This window comes from Promicromonospora soli (genome assembly GCF_014653785.1).
GTDB classification, from domain to species: Bacteria; Actinomycetota; Actinomycetes; order Actinomycetales; family Cellulomonadaceae; genus Promicromonospora; species Promicromonospora soli.
On the sequence record NZ_BNAS01000006.1, the window covers coordinates 325,474 to 342,740 of the forward strand.

The 17,267-nt window shown below is 71.4% G+C and carries 16 protein-coding genes and 1 pseudogene; 3 read left to right on the forward strand and 14 right to left on the reverse strand.

The genetic code is table 11. The features are described 5' to 3' along the window. Positions 1 to 54 precede the first annotated feature (54 nt). The 3 genes from IE250_RS19730 to rpe all read right to left on the reverse strand — a co-directional run bounded on the left by IE250_RS19730 (position 55) and on the right by rpe (position 2,887). Entirely contained in the window at positions 55 to 738 is a 684-nt protein-coding gene (locus tag IE250_RS19730; protein WP_189671002.1) for a response regulator, read from the reverse strand. Continuing rightward, a complete protein-coding gene (locus IE250_RS19735) occupies positions 735 to 1,970 on the reverse strand; it encodes a sensor histidine kinase (RefSeq protein WP_229872599.1) in 1,236 nt (411 codons plus the stop codon). Before IE250_RS19735 ends, IE250_RS19730 begins: the two co-directional genes overlap by 4 nt. A 254-nt stretch (positions 1,971 to 2,224) precedes the next feature. Continuing rightward, positions 2,225 to 2,887: a ribulose-phosphate 3-epimerase gene (rpe, locus tag IE250_RS19740; protein ID WP_189671003.1), complete on the reverse strand. Its 663-nt coding sequence runs from the start codon at positions 2,885 to 2,887 to the stop codon at positions 2,225 to 2,227. Positions 2,888 to 2,939: 52 nt separating this feature from the next. Here rpe and IE250_RS19745 point away from each other — a divergent pair, with 52 nt between their 5' ends. Continuing rightward, positions 2,940 to 3,368 (forward strand): DUF1761 domain-containing protein, encoded by a 429-nt coding sequence (locus IE250_RS19745; protein WP_189671004.1) that lies wholly within the window; start codon positions 2,940 to 2,942, stop codon positions 3,366 to 3,368. 7 nt (positions 3,369 to 3,375) lie between these two features. On the opposite strand, the pseudogene IE250_RS25085 reads toward IE250_RS19745, so the two are convergent. Beyond that, positions 3,376 to 3,456: pseudogene (locus IE250_RS25085) on the reverse strand (DNA-binding response regulator); the annotation flags it as partial. A gap of 167 nt (positions 3,457 to 3,623) precedes the next feature. On the opposite strand from IE250_RS25085, the gene IE250_RS19755 reads away from it, so the two are divergent. After that, positions 3,624 to 3,983: an FtsX-like permease family protein gene (locus IE250_RS19755; RefSeq protein ID WP_189671005.1), complete on the forward strand. Its 360-nt coding sequence runs from the start codon at positions 3,624 to 3,626 to the stop codon at positions 3,981 to 3,983. 151 nt (positions 3,984 to 4,134) lie between these two features. On the opposite strand, the gene IE250_RS19760 is transcribed toward IE250_RS19755, so the two are convergent. The 3 genes from IE250_RS19760 to fmt all read right to left on the reverse strand — a co-directional run bounded on the left by IE250_RS19760 (position 4,135) and on the right by fmt (position 9,324). Next, complete coding sequence (locus IE250_RS19760; protein ID WP_229872601.1) at positions 4,135 to 6,492, reverse strand: fibronectin type III domain-containing protein; 2,358 nt, start codon at positions 6,490 to 6,492, stop codon at positions 4,135 to 4,137. A 308-nt stretch (positions 6,493 to 6,800) separates the two neighbouring features. After that, positions 6,801 to 8,177 carry an RsmB/NOP family class I SAM-dependent RNA methyltransferase gene (locus IE250_RS19765; protein ID WP_229872627.1) on the reverse strand — a complete coding sequence of 459 codons (1,377 nt, stop codon included), beginning with the start codon at positions 8,175 to 8,177 and terminating at the stop codon, positions 6,801 to 6,803. A 193-nt stretch (positions 8,178 to 8,370) separates the two neighbouring features. Continuing rightward, the gene (fmt, locus tag IE250_RS19770) at positions 8,371 to 9,324 is read right to left on the reverse strand and encodes a methionyl-tRNA formyltransferase (RefSeq protein WP_189671007.1); all 954 of its coding nucleotides are present in this window, start codon (positions 9,322 to 9,324) and stop codon (positions 8,371 to 8,373) included. 126 nt (positions 9,325 to 9,450) lie between these two features. Between fmt and IE250_RS19775 the strand changes: the two genes are divergently transcribed. Then, positions 9,451 to 10,197, forward strand: coding sequence for a hypothetical protein (locus tag IE250_RS19775; protein WP_189671008.1), 747 nt, complete (start codon positions 9,451 to 9,453; stop codon positions 10,195 to 10,197). Positions 10,198 to 10,244: 47 nt separating this feature from the next. Here IE250_RS19775 and IE250_RS19780 read toward each other — a convergent pair whose 3' ends face one another. The 7 genes from IE250_RS19780 to mihF form a co-directional block, all read right to left on the reverse strand. Continuing rightward, the gene (locus tag IE250_RS19780; protein ID WP_189671009.1) at positions 10,245 to 10,880 is read right to left on the reverse strand and encodes an HAD family hydrolase; all 636 of its coding nucleotides are present in this window, start codon (positions 10,878 to 10,880) and stop codon (positions 10,245 to 10,247) included. After that, entirely contained in the window at positions 10,877 to 13,219 is a 2,343-nt protein-coding gene (locus IE250_RS19785) for a primosomal protein N' (RefSeq protein ID WP_373301722.1), read from the reverse strand. Before IE250_RS19785 ends, IE250_RS19780 begins: the two co-directional genes overlap by 4 nt. A gap of 40 nt (positions 13,220 to 13,259) precedes the next feature. Then, positions 13,260 to 14,450, reverse strand: coding sequence for a methionine adenosyltransferase (gene metK / locus IE250_RS19790; protein ID WP_189671010.1), 1,191 nt, complete (start codon positions 14,448 to 14,450; stop codon positions 13,260 to 13,262). 85 nt (positions 14,451 to 14,535) lie between these two features. Beyond that, positions 14,536 to 15,807: a bifunctional phosphopantothenoylcysteine decarboxylase/phosphopantothenate--cysteine ligase CoaBC gene (coaBC, locus tag IE250_RS19795; protein ID WP_189671011.1), complete on the reverse strand. Its 1,272-nt coding sequence runs from the start codon at positions 15,805 to 15,807 to the stop codon at positions 14,536 to 14,538. Between the two features lie 70 nt (positions 15,808 to 15,877). Continuing rightward, complete coding sequence (gene rpoZ / locus IE250_RS19800; protein WP_189671012.1) at positions 15,878 to 16,213, reverse strand: DNA-directed RNA polymerase subunit omega; 336 nt, start codon at positions 16,211 to 16,213, stop codon at positions 15,878 to 15,880. A gap of 117 nt (positions 16,214 to 16,330) precedes the next feature. Beyond that, positions 16,331 to 16,930 (reverse strand): guanylate kinase, encoded by a 600-nt coding sequence (gene gmk / locus IE250_RS19805; protein ID WP_189671119.1) that lies wholly within the window; start codon positions 16,928 to 16,930, stop codon positions 16,331 to 16,333. A 1-nt stretch (position 16,931) separates the two neighbouring features. Beyond that, on the reverse strand, positions 16,932 to 17,243 hold the full coding sequence (gene mihF, locus IE250_RS19810) for an integration host factor, actinobacterial type (protein ID WP_189671013.1): 312 nt from the start codon (positions 17,241 to 17,243) through the stop codon (positions 16,932 to 16,934). Positions 17,244 to 17,267: the final 24 nt, after the last annotated feature.

Sequence of the window (17,267 nt, forward strand, 5' to 3'; positions counted from 1 at the left end):
CCTGGCCGAAAGTACGAGACCTGGGCCGCGACGAGAACCGGGACCGTAGCCAGGTCAGGAGCGCCCGGGCCGAACCCGACCCGTGTCGTACGCCCAGAGCGCGACCTCGACCCGGTTGCGCGCCCCCAGCTTGGTCATCAGGTTCGCGACGTGCGACTTCACCGTGCTGAGCGTGACGAACAGCTCGCGCGCGATCTCGGTGTTGGTCCGCCCGCGCGCCACGGCCAGCAGGACTTCCTCCTCACGCACCGTCAGCGGGTCCAGGGGCTGGGCCGGTACGCCGGTGGGCCCGGCGTCGGCGAACGCCCGCAGCAGGCGCGTGGTGACGCTCGGCGCGATGAGCGCGTCCCCGGTCGCAGCGGCCCGGACGGCCTGGGCCAGGAGCGCGGGACCGGCATCCTTGAGCAGGAACCCCCGCGCTCCCGCGCGCAGCGCCGCGTAGACGTACTCGTCCAGGTCGAACGTCGTGATCACGACGACGGCGAGCGGGTCCGCGACGTCCGGGCCGGAGAGCAACCGGGTCGCCTCGATGCCGTCGACGTGAGGCATGCGGATGTCGAGCAGGCTGACGTCCGGGCGCAGCCGCCGCGCGAGCTCGACCGCCGCGCGGCCGTCGGCCGCCTGGCCGACCACCTCGATACCGGGCTCCGAGCTCAGGATCATGGTGAGGCCGGTGCGGACGATCTCCTGGTCGTCCGCGACGAGCACCCTGATGTTCTCGACGTTCTCTCCGGTCATGCCGGCCGGCCCGCCCGGGGCGCTCGCGGCGCCCCCGACAGCGGGAGGACTGCTTCGACGGTCCAGCCGCGCGCGGCTGGTTGTTCTCCGTTGGGTCCCAGCCCTGTGCCTGTATCCGCACCCGTACGCAGCCCCGCCTCCAGCGTGCCGCCGAGCAGCGCGGCGCGTTCACGCATCCCGGCCAGCCCGAACCCGTCGCGAGCCGGACGTGCCGGCGCGTCCCCGTCGTCGGTCACCTGGAGCCGGACGTCCTTGCCGGCGACGGTGACGCGGACGGTGATCCGGGTGGCGTGACGGGCGTGGCGGCGGGCGTTGGTCACCGACTCCTGGGCGACGCGGTGCACCGCGGCGCCGACAGCCGCTGGGACGCGTGCGGGGTCGCCCTCCAGGACGACCTCGACGGGTGGCGGCCCGGTGTCGGCAAGGCGTTCGACGTCGGCGATGGTGGGGCCGGGGGCGAGCTCGGTTGTCGCGCCCTCCGCGTCGGGCTCATCGGGGTGCTCGTCGGCGCGCTCGTCTGAGCGGAGGACGCGGACCAGGGTGCGCATCTCGGCCAGGGCGCGGGTGGCCTCGCCCTCGATGACCCGCAGCGCGTCGGCCGCGGCGTCGGGATCGGTGCGGGACATCGCGAGCCCGGCCTGCGCACGGACGGCCACTGCCGAGACGTGGTGCCCGACGACGTCGTGCAGCTCCCGTGCCAGGCGCTCCCGTTCGAGCAGCACCACCTTCTCCCGCTCCCGCCGACGCACTCCGGCGCGGTAGCGGAACGCCAGGCCGAGCGAGAAGGCCGCGCCGAGGATGAGGGCGCCCACGCCGACGTCCGAGAGCGTGAGGAAACCGAGCGCGGCGTTGGCGCCCACCTTCGCGAAGACCAGGGCCGCGCCGAGCACCATGGCACGCCCGCTCCCCCACCGGAACAGCGCGTACGGCAGGACCAGCATGAACACGTTGCTGGCGAGGTCCAGCTCCCGGTCCAGGATCAGCGCAGGCACGGTCGAGGCGACGAACGCGATCGTGACCATCAGCAGCGGGTGCGTACGGCGCCACAGCAGGGTCGGAGCGAGTACGACGACGGTGGCGACCTCCAGCCAGCGCCCCGAGACGTCCGGCCGTGCGAACCCCTCGATCACGGCGCCGGCCATGACCAGGCCGACGAGCACCCAGTCCCGCCACACCCGCACCGGTGGGTCGGCGGGCCGCGGTTCGTCCCAGACCGAGCGGATGGCGGACACGGCCTCATGGTACGAGGGCCGGTTGGGCCGCCGGATCGGGCAAAAGTACGAGCCGAGCTCCCCGCGTCAGGGTTGCTGGTGAGGTTTGCGCACGACGTGGGGCGTCGTGCGGCGCTTGGCACACTTTTTTACGCATGCAAACTATGGTCCACTTCGAGAACGCGATCCGGCATGGTTCCGGACCGGAATGCATGCCGGATCGCGTGGTGGAAGCGGACCTTCCTCCGGCCTGTCCAGCGCGAACCGGCCCGCCGTCAGTGGGTGTGCTTGCTCGCCAGCTCGCGGAGCGCGGCGATCTCGGCCGGGATGTCCTCTGCCCCGTACACCGCCGAGCCCGCGACGAAGACGTTCGCTCCGGCGTCGGCTGCCCTCTCGATCGTGTCCCGGGACACTCCCCCGTCGACCTGGATCCACACGTCGAGCCCGGACTCGCTGACGGCCTGCCGGGCGCGCCGGATCTTCGGGAGCGTGCCCTCGATGAACGACTGCCCGCCGAACCCCGGCTCGACAGTCATCACGAGGATCATGTCGACCTCGGCGAGCAGGTCGAGGTAGGGCTCCACGGGCGTCGCCGGCCGCAGCGCCACCCCCGCCCGCGCCCCCAGGCGGTGCAGCTCGCGGGCCAGGCGGACGGGTGCCTGCGCCGCCTCCGCGTGGAAGGTGACCGACGCCGCCCCGGCCTCCGCGAACCCGGGCGCCCACCGGTCGGGGTCCTCGATCATGAGGTGCGCGTCGAGCGGGACCGGCGACACTTTCGCGAGCCGCTCGAAGATCGGCAGCCCCAGCGTCAGGTTCGGCACGAAGTGGTTGTCCATGACGTCGACGTGCGCGTAGTCGGCGGAGGCGATCCGGCCCAGGTCGCGCTCGAGGTTCGCGAAGTCGGCGGACAGGATGCTGGGGGCGATGAGTGCTGCCATGATGCCAGCGTAGGGCCCCATTCTTCGCGCCACCGACAGGCAGGGAGCAACGATGATCCCCGAGGTGAACTACTGGGCGGTGATCCTGGCCACGCTGTCCACGCTGGTCGTGGGTTCGATCTGGTACACGCCCAAGGCGTTCGGCAACCGCTGGATGCGCCTGGCGAAGGTGGACCCCCAGGCCGCGAGGGCCGCAGGGATCTGGCCCATCGTCGTGACGGTCATCGTCAGCTTCCTGACGGCCTGGGTGCTCGCCGGAGCCGTCTACATCTCGTGGGAGTTCTACCAGGGCAGCTTCGTCACGGCAGCGATCGTGACCGCGGTCCTGCTGTGGATCGGGTTCACGGCCGCCCGCATCATCACGCACGACGCGTTCGAGGGCCGCCCGGCCGCACTCACGACGCTGAACCTGGCGCACGAGCTGGTCACGATCCTGGTGATGGCAGTGATCATCGGGGTGTGGCCGCCGGCGGGCGTGTGACGGTCCGTCAGCCACTCGGTGTGACCAGCCCGCTCTCGTAGGCGACCACGACCTGGACCCGGTCCCGCAGGTCGAGCTTGGTCAGGATCGGTTCGTCGTTGGTCACCTCGACCACGAGGGAGGACGGCGGTTCGGTACGCACCACCCCGCGGGTGTGGCGCTCCCGGGGCGTACCGCACGGCGTTGGCGCTCTCGGACACTTCGGCTCGTCCAGCGATCACCGCGGACGAGCAGGAGAACAGCACGGTCGCCATCATGACCGGCCTGATCGCCCTGCTCGCCACCGCGCTGTGCGCGGTCACAGCGCTCGGCGTGCTCAAGTCGCTCGGCATGACGCCGCGGCAGGTCCGGACCATGGTCGTCGTGTCGACGGTGCTGGTCGGCCTTGCCGCGGGGCTCCTGGCGGTCCCGGCAGGTACCGCCCTGCACTCGACAGTGATGCCCGCCATGGGCGACGCCGCACAGTCGGGCCTCCCCACATCCGTGCTGGACGCGTTCCGGCCGGCCGAGCTCGTCGCCCTCGCGGCGAGCGGCGTGGTCCTCGCGGTGCTGGGTGCGCTCCTCCCGGCGGGCTGGGCCGCTCGGACGAGTGTGGCGGCGGCGCTGCGAGCCTAGTGACACCGCAGCGGGAGCGCTTGGGCGACCGCTGCGCCGGCCTGGGCCTGATGGAGGGACGACTCAACTCGAAGACGGAGTCATCGTGCTTGCATCAGACCCAGTCCGGTTCAGACACCCGAACCGCGACATCAGCCGAACGGCCATCTCGCTAGGGGATCAGACAAGAACTCGTCCCGTTGTTAGTGACACGGAAGCCGAAACTGGGCCCTCCTGCAGTAACCCAGTGCTCTATCGGCAGCACAATAAATTTCTCATCGTTACCCACCGCGCACTTCTTAAAGAAGCCATTGATGTCAGTTCCCTGAGAAGTCTCCTCTCCTTTCGGAACAATTTGACGAGAAGCCGTGATGCCCGAAAGGTCGACAGCCTGGTCCGTAGCCCAGAAGGGGAACTCATCACACACGTCTCCAAAAGGTTTAGGATCGCAAGGATTCGGCCGAAACTTCACAAGGTTGAACCACTTATGGTTGTAGCCCTCTGCTTTAGCCTTGCTTCCACCTATGCTTCGTGCCGGGTAGTGCCACTGATACCGCTCAACGGGCCACGTTGAGCCAGTATTGAACATGGCATTGACAATATGCTCTCCGGTCTTAGGCATGGACGCGCCCGTGTAGTTCTTAGCGCCGGGGACGTAAACGGCGAACTCCGACTTGCACCCGTCAAAAGTCGCACCATTACCGCCCTGCTGCACGGAGCACGCGATGTCGATCATCCTCTTCAGCGCCACGTCATTGGCGCTTGCCCACCCGAAGGAGAGATTGTCCCGCCTAGCTATCTGGTTCGTGGTCTTTATTACTTCGCCGTACATCTGCAGGCTATTGTAGAACTCGCCATTCGACAGCCCCCAGTTGTCAAAGGCTTCGAAGTCTGTCGAGGCGTCGATGGGATACTCGAGAAGGCCGGCAGTGCCGAGTTCTTCCTCGAAGAGGAGCGCCAGAAGGACTCCGAGAGCGGCGGCGCCGCCCACGGCCGCGGCCGAAACACCGATGGCCGATGCAGCGACGACGACTGTTCGTACCAGCACGGGCCTGGGTGCCACGTCCACAACGGCTGCCACTTGCGCTACGGGTGCGAGCACCAGGGCGCATGCACCGTCATGGCACCAGCTGACCGACTCGACCTGAACCGAACTCGTACCCACGTTTTCAGCGTCGTCGAGCGACGAGATCACCGGGCCTCCCCCAGGAGGAGCAAGCGCGCGAAGGACACCGGTCAGGTCGTCCACGCACTCAACGATCTGGTCGCCGGACAAGGGTATAAAGGCGTCAAGGCACGAGCTGTCCTGAACGGTGTGGCAGCCCGCGAACACCTCGCTGCTACCCGTCGGCAGGGACACGCCGGCACGCGCGTCAGGCGCGACGTAGAAGGCGCCGCCCATTGCCGCGCATCGCGAACCTTCCGTAGCGATGAGCGCCCTCATCTTCGGGGGCACTACCTCCTCGCTGGTCGTCGTAGTGAACGAGCCCCGCATGGTCCGCTCCAGGGCGCCATCTTCCCCCAGCACTTCGACCCGGACCACATAGAGGGTTCCCTCCTCAAGGGGTGCGATCGGATAACCGATCACGTCCTGCGTCGTGCAAGGGATCGCAGGATCGCCGTTCTCGTCCTCGCAGAACTGGTCCCGGTCGAAGCTCTCGTACGACCGCTCGTTGAGGAACACGCGGTAGCTGGCGTCCGCGGGATCATCCGCGTCCCAGAATGCGTTGGCACCGCCTTCCTCCACCTCGAAGGTGAGATCACCATCAGACGGCGGCGGTGGCGATGACGCCTCAGTGGTGAAGGACACTGTGGCCGGCGTTGTCGAAATGTTGCCAGCCAGGTCGATGGCCACCACCGACACCGTGTGGGAGGTGGACGGTTCCAGCCCCGTGATCGTGTACGAGCGCGTGTCGACGGTAGACCGCTCCGGACTTCCGCCATCGACGGTGACCTCGTATCCAGCAAGGCCGTAATTGTCAGACGCGGCGCCCCACGTCACGGTGGCACCGGTCGAGCTGACGTCACCCACGGCAAGGCCGGGCACGTCGCTCGGTGGGATCAGGTCGACCACCGTGAAGTCGCGAAGAACCCTCGCGGATCGCTTGGGGTCGCGCTCGGCGCGGGCACAGATCGTGTTCTCGCCCAGGTGTGGCGGGCGCAGAGTCGTGGACCAGGACTGCGACCAGGCCGCCTCGCCCTCCGGCGGTGGGCCAAACGTGAAGTCCGACGCCGTCACCTCTTCGTCCGAGACGCCAACCATCGTCGCGTGCTTGTGCAGGATGCCATTGATCGCGATCTCGCCCCGTTCGTCGACCGCGACCTCCTCTTCGCTCGCGGGATGATCGACGCGGAGCCGGATCGAGCCGTGATTCTCTTCCGGCACGGTCATGTCGGTACACGCACCGTTCAACTGCCGCTGCTCCTGGGGCTCTTCGACCTCCGCAGCAGCTCTGACCTCCGCGGCTGCTTCGACGCCCTCGGCAGTCTCGGGACTTACCCACACGCCGTAGATGACAAGTGAAAACACAAGAGCAGTGCCCAACAAGGCCCCGCCAAGATATCGATGACGCATCGGCTCCCCCACCTCAAGTCATGCGCTGCACCACCCCCCTTGGGCCGGCTGGCCCAACCATGCCGCTCTTACGTTGTCGCAAGCAACGAAAGTGTGGCGAGCAGCACATCACCACTGAGGAGGCGGTCGACGACCATGGGCATACGGCAGAGCCAGCCATTCGCGAGGTACACCGCCCGAGGTGTCCGCTGTTCTCGATCACCCTCGGACATCATGCGATCCGCCGAGACGTTCACAACCTCGCGAGCCAGTAGAGCTAGGCCCTACGCCGTGCGCCGCAGCAGCGTCAGGTGCATCGCGTCCGTGCCGTGCACGTGCGGCCACAGCTGCACGTCGTCGCGGTCCGACAGCGGGATCTCGTCCGCGGCACCCGCACGCATCACCGAACGCACCGCGGCAGGGGTGTCCAGCCGCTCGACGTCGGCGCGCTTCTTCAGCACGTCGGAGACCACGAGCTGCGTCTCGGCGAGGTGCGGCGAGCACGTCACGTACGCCACCACTCCCCCGGGCCGCACGGCGTCCAGTGCGGAGGTGAGCAGCTCGCGCTGCAGCCCGGTCAGCGCGGCGAGGTCCGACGGCGTCCGCCGCCACCGGCTCTCCGGCCGACGGCGCAGCGCGCCCAGGCCGGTGCACGGTGCGTCGACGAGCACGCGGTCGTACGCCCCCGGCTCGTCGGCGCCGACCTCACGTCCGTCGCCGGTCCGGACCTCCTCGACCACGCCGTCGGGCAGCGCCGCCAGGGCGTTGGCGACCAGGCGGGCGCGGTGCGGAGCCACCTCGTTGGCGACCAGCGTCGCACCTCGTTCGGCGGCCAGTGCGGCCAGCAGGGCGGCCTTGCCGCCCGGGCCGGCGCACAGGTCGAGCCAGCGCCGGTCGCTGCCCTCCAGGGGCACCCCGGCAAGAGCGAGCGTCACGAGCTGGGAGCCCTCGTCCTGCACGCCCGCGAGCCCTTCACGGATCGCGGGAATCCCGGATGGGTCCGACCCTTCCAACCGCAGCGCGGTGGGCGCCCAGCGGCCGGCGACCAGGTCGACGTCGCCCCAGGCGGCCTCGTCGGACACGTCGACCAGCCCGGGCCGCGCCACCAGCGTCACGCGCGGTGAGACGTTGTCCGCGGCCAGCAGGTCGCCGATCTCGTCCACGCTGCGCCCGTTGCCGAGCAGCGCCTCCCGCATGGCGCGGGCGATCCACAGCGGGTGCGACTCGGTGGCGGCCAGGCCGGTCAGGGCGTCGGGCGCCTCCTTCTCGAGGATCGACAGCCACTCGTCGAGCGGGCGCTCCGACACCCGGCGCAGCACCGCGTTCACCATCTGCGCCGGTCCTGCCCCCACGCGGTTGCGCGCCAGCCCGACCGTCTCGGAGACCGCCGCATGCACGGGCACGCGCATGCCGAGCAGCTGGTGGACGCCGAGCCGCAGCACGTCCAGCAGCGCCGGGTCCAGCCCCGGCAGCGGGCGGTCCACGCAGGAAGACAGGATGGCGTCGTACCGGCCGCGGAGGCGCAGCGTGCCGTAGGTGAGCTCGGTCGCGAAGCCGGCGTCGCGACCACGGATGTGCCGCTCGCGCAGCAGCGGGGGCAGCACCAGGTTCGCGTACGCGTCCGACTCGTCGACCTCGCGCAGCACGTCGAAGGCCGCCATCCGGGACGGGTCGGTGCGCTTGCGACGCTCCGACGGCGCCTGCGACGTGGACGACCTGTCGCCGCGCGACCGAGCAGCGCTGCGCTCGCGACCTCGAGAGTTCCGGCGTGGATCGTCCTGGCGCGGGTGGGGGGTGTTCGACACTCCCTGATCCTACGTGGGCGGCCGGCCCGCGCCCGCGTCCCGCCTCGCCTCAGCCGGCCACACCGACGCCGCCCAGCACCAGGCCCGCCTCGACGAGCGCGCGCCCGCCGCCGCGGGCCCAGTCGGGCGCCGGCATCGCCTTCTTGCCGACGGGCCGCACCTCGCCGAGCGCGACGGCGTGCGTCGCCGTCCCGACCAGGACCTCGTGCTTCAGCGCCCGCACCTCGCCGGCCCTCAGGTCGGTGACCTCGGGGCGCGGCGAGACGGGCCCGAGGCCCAGCCGCGAGCCGTCCGGCAGCACGGTCCAGGCGCCCGGCGCGGGCGTGCAGCCGCGCACCAGGCGGTCGATCGCGAGCGCCGGGTCGGTCCAGGCCACGCGGGCGTCGTCGGTGGTGAGCTTCGCGGCGACGGAGACGCCGTCGGCGGGCTGGGGCTGCGGCTGGAGGGTGCCGTCCTCGAGGGCGTCGAGGGTGGCCACGAGCAGCTCGGCGCCCGAGACCGCTAGGCGGCCGAGGAGGTCGCCGGCCGTGTCGGTGGGCCGGATGGTCTCCGTGGCCGTGCCGAGCACGGGGCCGGTGTCCATGCCCTCGTCGAGCAGGAACGTGGTGGCGCCGGTGACCTCGTCGCCTACGATCAGCGCGCGCTGCACCGGGGCGGCGCCGCGCCAGGCGGGCAGCACGGAGAAGTGCAGGTTTATCCAGCCCAGGCGGGGCACGGAGAGCACGGCGGGCCGCAGGATGTGGCCGTAGGCGACGACGGGGGCGGCGTCGATCTCCAGCCCGCGCAGCATCGCGACGAACTCGTCGCCGCGCGGGACGTCCGTGATGACCCGGATCCCGGCCTCCTCGGCCCGGGCGCGCACGGGGCTCGGCGTGAGCTTGCGGCCGCGGCCCGACGGCGCGTCGGCGCGGGTCAGGACGGCTACCACCTCGTGGCGCGAGCCGAGCAGGGCCTCCAGCGAGGCGACGGCGGGTTCGGGTGTTCCTGCGAAGAGAAGACGCACCGGGTCAGTCTAGGTATGGGCCGGCCCGGCGGCGTGTTGAACGCGGCGTGTTGTACGGGCCGTGCAAGCGTCGTGGCCCTCGGCACAGAGACGCTGTAGCTGCTCGTACCCGGTCGGAGGACCACCATGCGTCGCACCATGTTCGCTACGCCGGTCACCAAGCCGGTCGTCAGGCCGGTCGTCAGGCCGGTCGTCGCGCTGCTCTCCGGTGCCCTCTTCTCCGGAGGCCTGCTGGCGGGATGCGGTGCCGAGACGGGCGGCGCCGGTGACTGCGGAACCGTCTCGGGTGGCACCGGATTCGCCGAAGTGCTCGCCATGTCCGCGCCGCTTGCCGACTACGCCTTCTATCCCGAGACGGTCACAGCCGCCCTGCCGTCGGTCCGGTACGTCATCGACGGGGGTGACGCGCATGCCTCCGAGCTGGCGGCCACCGGGCGGTTCACCGGCTGGGAACCCGGAACGCCCGACGATCCGAGCCTCGGGATGATCGACCTGACGTTCGAGGTGGACGAGGTCATCGACTCGCTGGGCGACCTGACGATGCTCGAGGGCAGCACCATCACGGTGCACATCGGCATCAGCGGTTGCGCGGACGACGACCGCGTGGCCGAGGAGCTGCTCGCGCTGGACGAGATGGTGCTGTTCCTGAACCACGTCGGCCCCGAGCCCTGGCCGCCGCCGGAGTGGGTCATAGTGTTCGGCAACGCGTTCCTGGGCGACGTGGACGACGACGGGGTGATCACGTGGCCCGTCGCGGAGGCGATCGCGGCGAACAACCCCGACGACTCCCATCCGGAGGCCGACGCGTCCACGCTCGACGAGCTCAGGGCGGCGGCGACGGAGGAACGCACTGTGAAGGTCTCCGCGCACTGATCACGTCCGACGGCGCGGCCCCGGCGGGCCTGCTACTCGGCGACCGGCTACTCGGCGACCTGGAGCCCCAGCCGGCGCAGCTCCTTGCGGAGGGCCTCCGTGGTCGTGAACACCACACCGTGGAAGCCGACGTGCCGCGCCGCGTCCACGTTCACGTCCTTGTCGTCCACGAACACGGTGCGGGCGGGGTCGACCCCGAACCGCTCGACGGCCAGCTCGAAGATGCGCCGGTCGGGCTTGGCCATGCCCTCGCGGCCGGACACGATCACGTCGTCCATCAGCCCGATCGCCGGCGCGGCGGGCGCGGCGCTGTGAAAGGTCTCGGCCTGCCAGTTCGTCAGCCCGTACAGTCGCAGCCCCAGTCCCTTCAGCTCCGCCACGAGCTCCGCCGACCCGTCGATCGGCCCGGTCAGGGACAGCTCGTAGTGCTCGACGTACCGGCGCAGGTCCTCGACGAGGTCCGGCCGCGTCCGGGCGACGCGTTCGACCAGCACCGCGTACGGCGTCCCGGCGTCGGCGGCGTGGTTGATGTTGTCGAAGTCCACGGCGGCGAAGAACGCCTCGACGTCAGCCCGCGGCCGGCCCGCGTACGGGCCGTACGGGTCCCAGCCGACCAGGACGTTGCCGAAGTCGTACACGACGGTGTCGATAGCAAGGCCGGTTGCCGGGTCGGCATAAGTCACAGCATCTCCTTCGGGTCGAGCTGCACACGGACGGTCCCGCCCTCGCGACGCGCGGAGCGGACGGCGAGGCTCGCCCTGAGCCTACGGGCGAGCTCGTCACCCTGGGCAAGGGGTACGCGCAGCACGGTACGTACGGGCAGGTCGAGCGCCTGGACCCCGCCGCGGCTGCCCGACGCCGGTCCCCGGGCACCTGGTCCTCGCCCGGAGGACTCGGGGTCGACCTCGACCGGACCCAGCACACCCGAACCTGTCCCCGGGTCCTCGCGCAGCCCGACCCTGCCGACGACGGCGTCCACCGCGACCCGGTCCCCCGTCACCGCGGCGACCCGCACGGCGGGCGGGAGGTGCAGCTCCGCCCGCTCGTCGAGCTCGCGCTGCGCGAAGCCTGCCGGGTCCCAGCGCACCAGGGCCTGGGTCGGGCCGGGGGCGCCGTCGCCGACGAGCAGCACCTGCCCCTGGGGCCCGGGCCTGACCAGCGACGCGGCCGCGAGCCAGCGGTGCAGCGCCTCCGTGCCGGCTGCGAGGCCGGTGCCGCCCGTCATCACGGCCGCGTCGAGCAGGAGCGCAATGGCATACCCGCCCTCCGCGACCGGCTCGGCGCCCGGCGTCGCGACGACGAGCGCGGGCGCGGCCGGAACGGCGTCGAGCACCCCGCCCGGGGCCGACGCCGACGACAGCCGCACCGGCACACCCGTGAACGCGCGGCCCAGCTCCTCCGCGGTGCGCGCCGACCCGACACGGACCGACCGCAGACCCGTCCAGCCGCACTCCTCGCACCGCCAGCCGCCGGCCAGCCGGCCGCACCAGGTGCACTGCGGCGCGCCGTCGGCGTGCGGCAGCCCCAGCGGGCCGTGGCAGTGGCCGCAGCGGGCCGCGACCCGGCAGCGCGAGCACGCCATGACCGGCAGGTAGCCCGACCGCGGCACCTGCACCAGCACCGGTCCCCGCTCCAGGGCCTCGCGCGCCGCGCGCCAGGCCGTGGACGGCAACCGGGCCGCGGCCGCGGCGCCGTCCCGCGCCAGCTCGACGGACGTCAGAGCCCGCACCCGCGGCGCACGGGCGCGCAGGACGTCCCGGGGCGCCGCCAGCTCGCGCGCCCAGCCCGACGCCAGCAGCGCCTGCGCCTGCACCGTCCGCCCGGGTGAGCCCAGCAGGAACGCCGCGGTCTCCCGCTCCGCGCGCAGCGCCAGGACGTCGCGGGCGTGCGGGTACGGGGCGTGCGGCTCGGCCAGGGTCTCCTCGCCGTCGCCCCACAGGACCACCAGGCCGAGGTCCGCGACCGGCGCGAACATCGCCGCCCTCGTCCCCACCACGACGCGCGCCGTGCCGCGCAGGGCACGCAGGAAGGCGCGGTAGCGGGGGGCGGGGCCGTCGTCCGCGAGCAGCCGCACGACGTCGTCCGCCCTGAAGCCCGCCCCCTCCAGCGCCGCGGTCACCCGCGCGGCATCCCGTGCGTCGGGCACGACGACGAGCGCTCCCCGCCCGCCCGCCACGCACGACCGCACGGCCTGCGCGACGGCGGCCGCCCAGTGGGGCGTGCCCGCGCCCCTCGCCTCGGTATCGGCCTCGGTACCGGCATCAGTATCTACATTGGCGTCGGCGTCGCCTTGGGTACCGGGATCGGTGCCCACGCCCGGCAATGCCGACCAGACGGCCCGAGGGGCCTCGCCCGCACGGATCCGGCGCAGGTACGCCTCGCCCCCGCGGTAGGGAGACCAGGCGGAGGGCTGCTGCCGCGGTGTCGTGGCGGGAGTCTCGACAGGCTCGACCGCCGTTACGGACTCGACCACCGTTACGGACTCGACCACCGCTTCCTTCTCGACGCGCGCGTGCCGAGGGGGCAGGGCCAGTCGCAGCACGTCGGCGAGCGTGCCCGCATACCGGTCGGCGACCGCCCGGCACAGCCCCAGGACCTGCGGCGTCAGGACACGCTCGCCGGACACCACCCGGCGCAGCGGCACGAGCCGGCCGTCGTGGTCGGAGGTCTCCTGGCGGGCGACGACGTACCCGGCCACGTCCTGCCGCCCGAACCGGGCCTTGATGCGGACCCCGGGCTGGGCGTCGTCGGACATCGTGGCCGGAACCAGGTAGTCGTACGGCTGGTCGAGGTGGGCGGGCTGCAGGTCGAGCACGACCCGGGCCACCGGCAAGGTCTCGGCGATGGGGATGCCGTTGGTCTCGGCCTTGTCGAGCGGGTTCTGGCGGCCCTTGCCGCGACCGGGCCCGGCGCCCACCTCGTCCAGCCCGAGCAGCGCTCCGTCTTCCGGCGCCATGGCCTGCGGCTCTTCGTCATGCACCGCCCGACCGGCCGCTCGCGCCTGCCCCACGTCCCCGTTCACGCCCCTATCCCACCACGCGCCACTGACACGCGGGCGCGGGTCAGAAGAGGGACTGGAGGTCTTCTACGCGGTCCGTGCGCTCCCAGGTGAAGTTGGGCAGGTCGCGGCCGAAGTGGCCGTAGGTCGACGTGGCCCGGTAGATGGGACGCAGCAGGTCGAGGTCGCGCACGATGGCGGCCGGGCGCAGGTCGAACACCTCACGGATGGCCGCCGTGATCATCTCGACGGGCACGGTCTCGGTGCCGAACGTCTCGACGTAGAGGCCCACGGGGTGCGCCTTGCCGATCGCGTAGGCGACCTGCGCCTCGCAGCGCCGCGCGAGTCCCGCGGCGACCACGTTCTTGGCCACCCAGCGCATCGCGTACGCCGCGGACCGGTCCACCTTCGACGGGTCCTTGCCCGAGAACGCGCCCCCGCCGTGCCGCGCCATGCCGCCGTAGGTGTCGACGATGATCTTGCGGCCCGTCAGTCCGGCGTCGCCCTGCGGCCCGCCGATGACGAACTTGCCGGTCGGGTTCACGAACTGCTTGGCGCCCGACCACTCGAGGCCGGCGGCCTCCAGCACGGGGGCGATCACGTGATCGGCCATCTCGACGTGGAGCTTCTCCTGCTGGACGTCGGCGTCGTGCTGCGTGGAGAGGACCACCGTGTCGACCGCGACGGGGCGGTCGCCGTCGTACCCGACGGTGACCTGCGTCTTGCCGTCGGGGCGCAGGCCCAGCACCTCGCCAGACTTGCGTACCGCGGCCAGCCGCTCGGACAGGCGGTGCGCCAGCCACCCGGCCACCGGCATGTAGGACGGCGTCTCGTCCGACGCGTAGCCGAACATGAGGCCCTGGTCGCCCGCGCCCTGGGCGTCCATGGGGTCGAGGTCGCTGGTGTCGTCCCGCATCTCGAGGGCCTTGTCGACGCCCTGCGCGATGTCGGGCGACTGCTGCCCGATCGACACCGACACGCCGCACGAGTCGGCGTCGAACCCGATGGTCGACGACGTGTACCCGATCCCGCGCACCACCTCCCGCACGATCTGCGGGATCTCGACGTACGCCTCCGTGGTGACCTCGCCCGCGACGTGCACGAGACCGGTGGTGACCATGGTCTCCACCGCAACGCGCGACGTCGGGTCCTGTTCCAGCAATGCGTCGAGGATGGCATCGCTGATCTGGTCGCACACCTTGTCCGGATGACCCTCAGTCACGGACTCGGACGTGAACAGACGCAGCTCGCTCATGCCCACCAGCCTACGGTCTCGCACAGCGAACAGTCGATCCTGAAAGGTGAGACGGGAGTCACGGGCGGGCTCGCTGCTGGGTTGATCACGGCAGAAGCTTGGCGACGGCGTCCCACAGGGCGTCCGCCACCTCGCGCTTGGACCCCGAGGCCTGCCCGACGACGTCACCGGCCCCGTCCAGGAGCGTGACCTCGTTGCTGTCGGTACCGAACCCGCGCCCGGAGCCGACGGCGTTCACCGCTATCAGGTCCGCACCCTTGCGCCGGGCCTTGGCCCGGCCGTGCTCCAGCACGCTGCCCGACGCGTCGCCCGTCTCGGCGGCGAAGCCCACCACCACCTGGTCGGGCCGCAGCCGCTCGTGGGCCAGCTCCGCGAGGATGTCCGGGTTCTCGACCAGCTCGATGGGCGCGGGGCCCTGCCCCGGCACCTTCTTGATCTTGGCGTCGGGTGTGACGGCGGGGCGGAAGTCCGCCACGGCGGCGGCCATCACCACGACGTCCGCGTCCGCGCCCGCGGACCGGACCGCCTCGCGCAGCTCCGCGGTGGACTCGACCCGGACGACGGAACACGCCCGCGGTCCCGAGACGACCTGGTCGGTCACGTCCTGGGCGAGGTTCGCCGCAACCAGGGTCACGTCAGCGCCCCGCGCGGCAGCCGCCCGCGCGAGCGCGACGCCCTGCCGGCCGCTGGACCGGTTGCCGATGAACCGCACCGGGTCGATGGCCTCCCGGGTGCCGCCCGCAGAGACGACGACGCGCCGGCCGGCCAGGTCCTGGGTCTCGACAGGCTCGACCACCGGGGGGCGGGCGCTGGGCTGGGTATCGACGAGCGAGGGATCGACCAGCGAGAGCGCCTCGCGCGCGATGTCCTCCGGGTCGGGCAGCCGCCCGGGGCCGGTGTCCGTGCCGGTCAGCCGGCCCGAGGCCGGCTCGATCACGTGCACCCCCCGCTCACGCAGGGTGGCCACGTTCGAACGGGTCGCCGGGTGGTCCCACATCTCGGTGTGCATCGCCGGGGCGAACACCACCGGGCAGCGGGCAGCCAGGAGGGTGGTGGTCAGCAGGTCGTCGGCGAAGCCCGCAGCGGCGCGCGCCATGAGGTCGGCGGTGGCCGGGGCGACGATCACGAGGTCGGCGCCCTGCCCCAGCGCGACGTGCTGCACGCCGGGCACGTCGTCGAACACATCGGTGCTGACCGGCTCGCCCGACAGCGCCTCGAACGTCGGGGCACCGACGAACTCGAGCGCTGCGCGCGTGGGGATCACACGCACGGCATGCCCCTGCTCACGCAGCAGGCGCAGCAGGAGCACCGCCTTGTACGCGGCGATCCCACCACTGACGCCGAGCAGGATCCTCATGGGTGACAGCCCTTCGACACGCTCGACGACAAGCCGATGTGCACGCTCAGGAACCGCGCGTCCGGCCCGGTCAGCCCGGGAAGTCGGGCAGCGGCTGCTCAGCCTTGGCGGCCGCGGCGGCGTCGGCCTGCGCCTGGACCTCCGCCGGGTCGACCTCTTCGATCGTGAGGAGGCCCTGCGTGATCTCGCGCATCGCGATGGAGAGCGGCTTCTCCTGGTTGCGGGTCTCGACGAGCGGGCCCACGTTCTCCAGGAGGCCCTCGTTGAGCTGCGAGTAGTAGGCGTTGATCTGACGGGCGCGCATGGACGCGTACAGCACGAGGCCGTACTTCGAGTCGATACGCTCGAGCAGCTCGTCGATCGGCGGGTCGGTGATGCCCTCGGGGGCGGCGACGGTTCCGGCCATGGTGAAGCTCCAGAAGTCTGAGTGATGGGGGAAGTCCGAGGGACGAGTCTACCTGCTCCGTCGCCCGGAGAGGGCAGGCGAAACGCCCGGACGGCCGACGCGCAAGCCGGCGACCTGCTAGCCGGCGACGGCTGTGGTGGAACCCACACCCATCACGGAGACCAGCGCGTCCGTGGCACGGTGCACGTCGTCGTTCACGATGGTGACGTCGAACTCCTTCTCGGCCGCGAGCTCTACCCGCGCTGTGGCCAGCCGGCGCTCACGCTCCTCAGAGTCCTCGGTGCCGCGTCCGACGAGCCGGCGAACCAGCTCGTCAAAGCTCGGCGGGGCGAGGAAGACGAACCGGGCCTCCAGGCCCGAGGCCGTCACCGCATCACGCACCTGGCGCGCGCCCTGGAGGTCTATCTCCAGGAGCACGGGCACCCCGGCGGCGAGCTTCTGCTCGACCGGCCGCCGCGGCGTCCCGTACCGGTTACGACCGTGCACCACGGCCCACTCGAGCATCTCGCCGGCAGCGACCATGCGGTCGAACTCCTCCGGCGACACGAACAGGTAGTGCACTCCGTCCACCTCGCCCGGGCGCGGCGACCGGGTGGTCGCCGACACGGAGAGCCAGACCTGCGGATAGCGGTCCCGCACATCGGCGGAGACCGTGCCCTTGCCCACGGCGGTGGGGCCTGCGAGCACAGTCAGCCGTGCGGGTTGTGTCGTACTGATCTCAGCCAAACCTCTCGATGAGCGCCGCCGTCTGGTGCGGTCCGAGGCCTCGGACGCGGCGGGTCTCGGCGATCCCGATCTCTTCCATGATCGCCCTGGCCTTAACCTTACCGACCCCCGGCAGCGACTCGAGCAGCGAGACGACCTTGAGCTTGCCGACGACGTCGTCCTTCTGGCCCGCCTCGATGACCTCCCGGAGGGAGCCCTGCGAGTACTTGAGCTTGTTCTTGATCTCTGCCCGCGCGCGTCGCGCCTCGGCTGCCTTCTCGAGTGCTGCTGCACGCTGCTCGGGTGTGAGGGGTGGTAGTGCCACGCAAGTCACCTACTCGTCTCTCGA

Excerpts from the sequence above, each read along its gene's own strand:
- metK (WP_189671010.1), bottom strand. The coding sequence starts at position 14,450 with ATGAGCGAGCTGCGTCTGTTCACGTCCGAGTCCGTGACTGAGGGTCAT.
- IE250_RS19730 (WP_189671002.1), bottom strand. The coding sequence starts at position 738 with ATGACCGGAGAGAACGTCGAGAACATCAGGGTGCTCGTCGCGGACGAC.
- IE250_RS19755 (WP_189671005.1), top strand. The coding sequence starts at position 3,624 with ATGACCGGCCTGATCGCCCTGCTCGCCACCGCGCTGTGCGCGGTCACA.
- coaBC (WP_189671011.1), bottom strand. The coding sequence starts at position 15,807 with ATGAGGATCCTGCTCGGCGTCAGTGGTGGGATCGCCGCGTACAAGGCG.
- rpe (WP_189671003.1), bottom strand. The coding sequence starts at position 2,887 with ATGGCAGCACTCATCGCCCCCAGCATCCTGTCCGCCGACTTCGCGAAC.
- IE250_RS19775 (WP_189671008.1), top strand. The coding sequence starts at position 9,451 with ATGCGTCGCACCATGTTCGCTACGCCGGTCACCAAGCCGGTCGTCAGG.
- IE250_RS19745 (WP_189671004.1), top strand. The coding sequence starts at position 2,940 with ATGATCCCCGAGGTGAACTACTGGGCGGTGATCCTGGCCACGCTGTCC.
- IE250_RS19765 (WP_229872627.1), bottom strand. The coding sequence starts at position 8,177 with ATGGCGGCCTTCGACGTGCTGCGCGAGGTCGACGAGTCGGACGCGTAC.
- rpoZ (WP_189671012.1), bottom strand. The coding sequence starts at position 16,213 with ATGGCCGGAACCGTCGCCGCCCCCGAGGGCATCACCGACCCGCCGATC.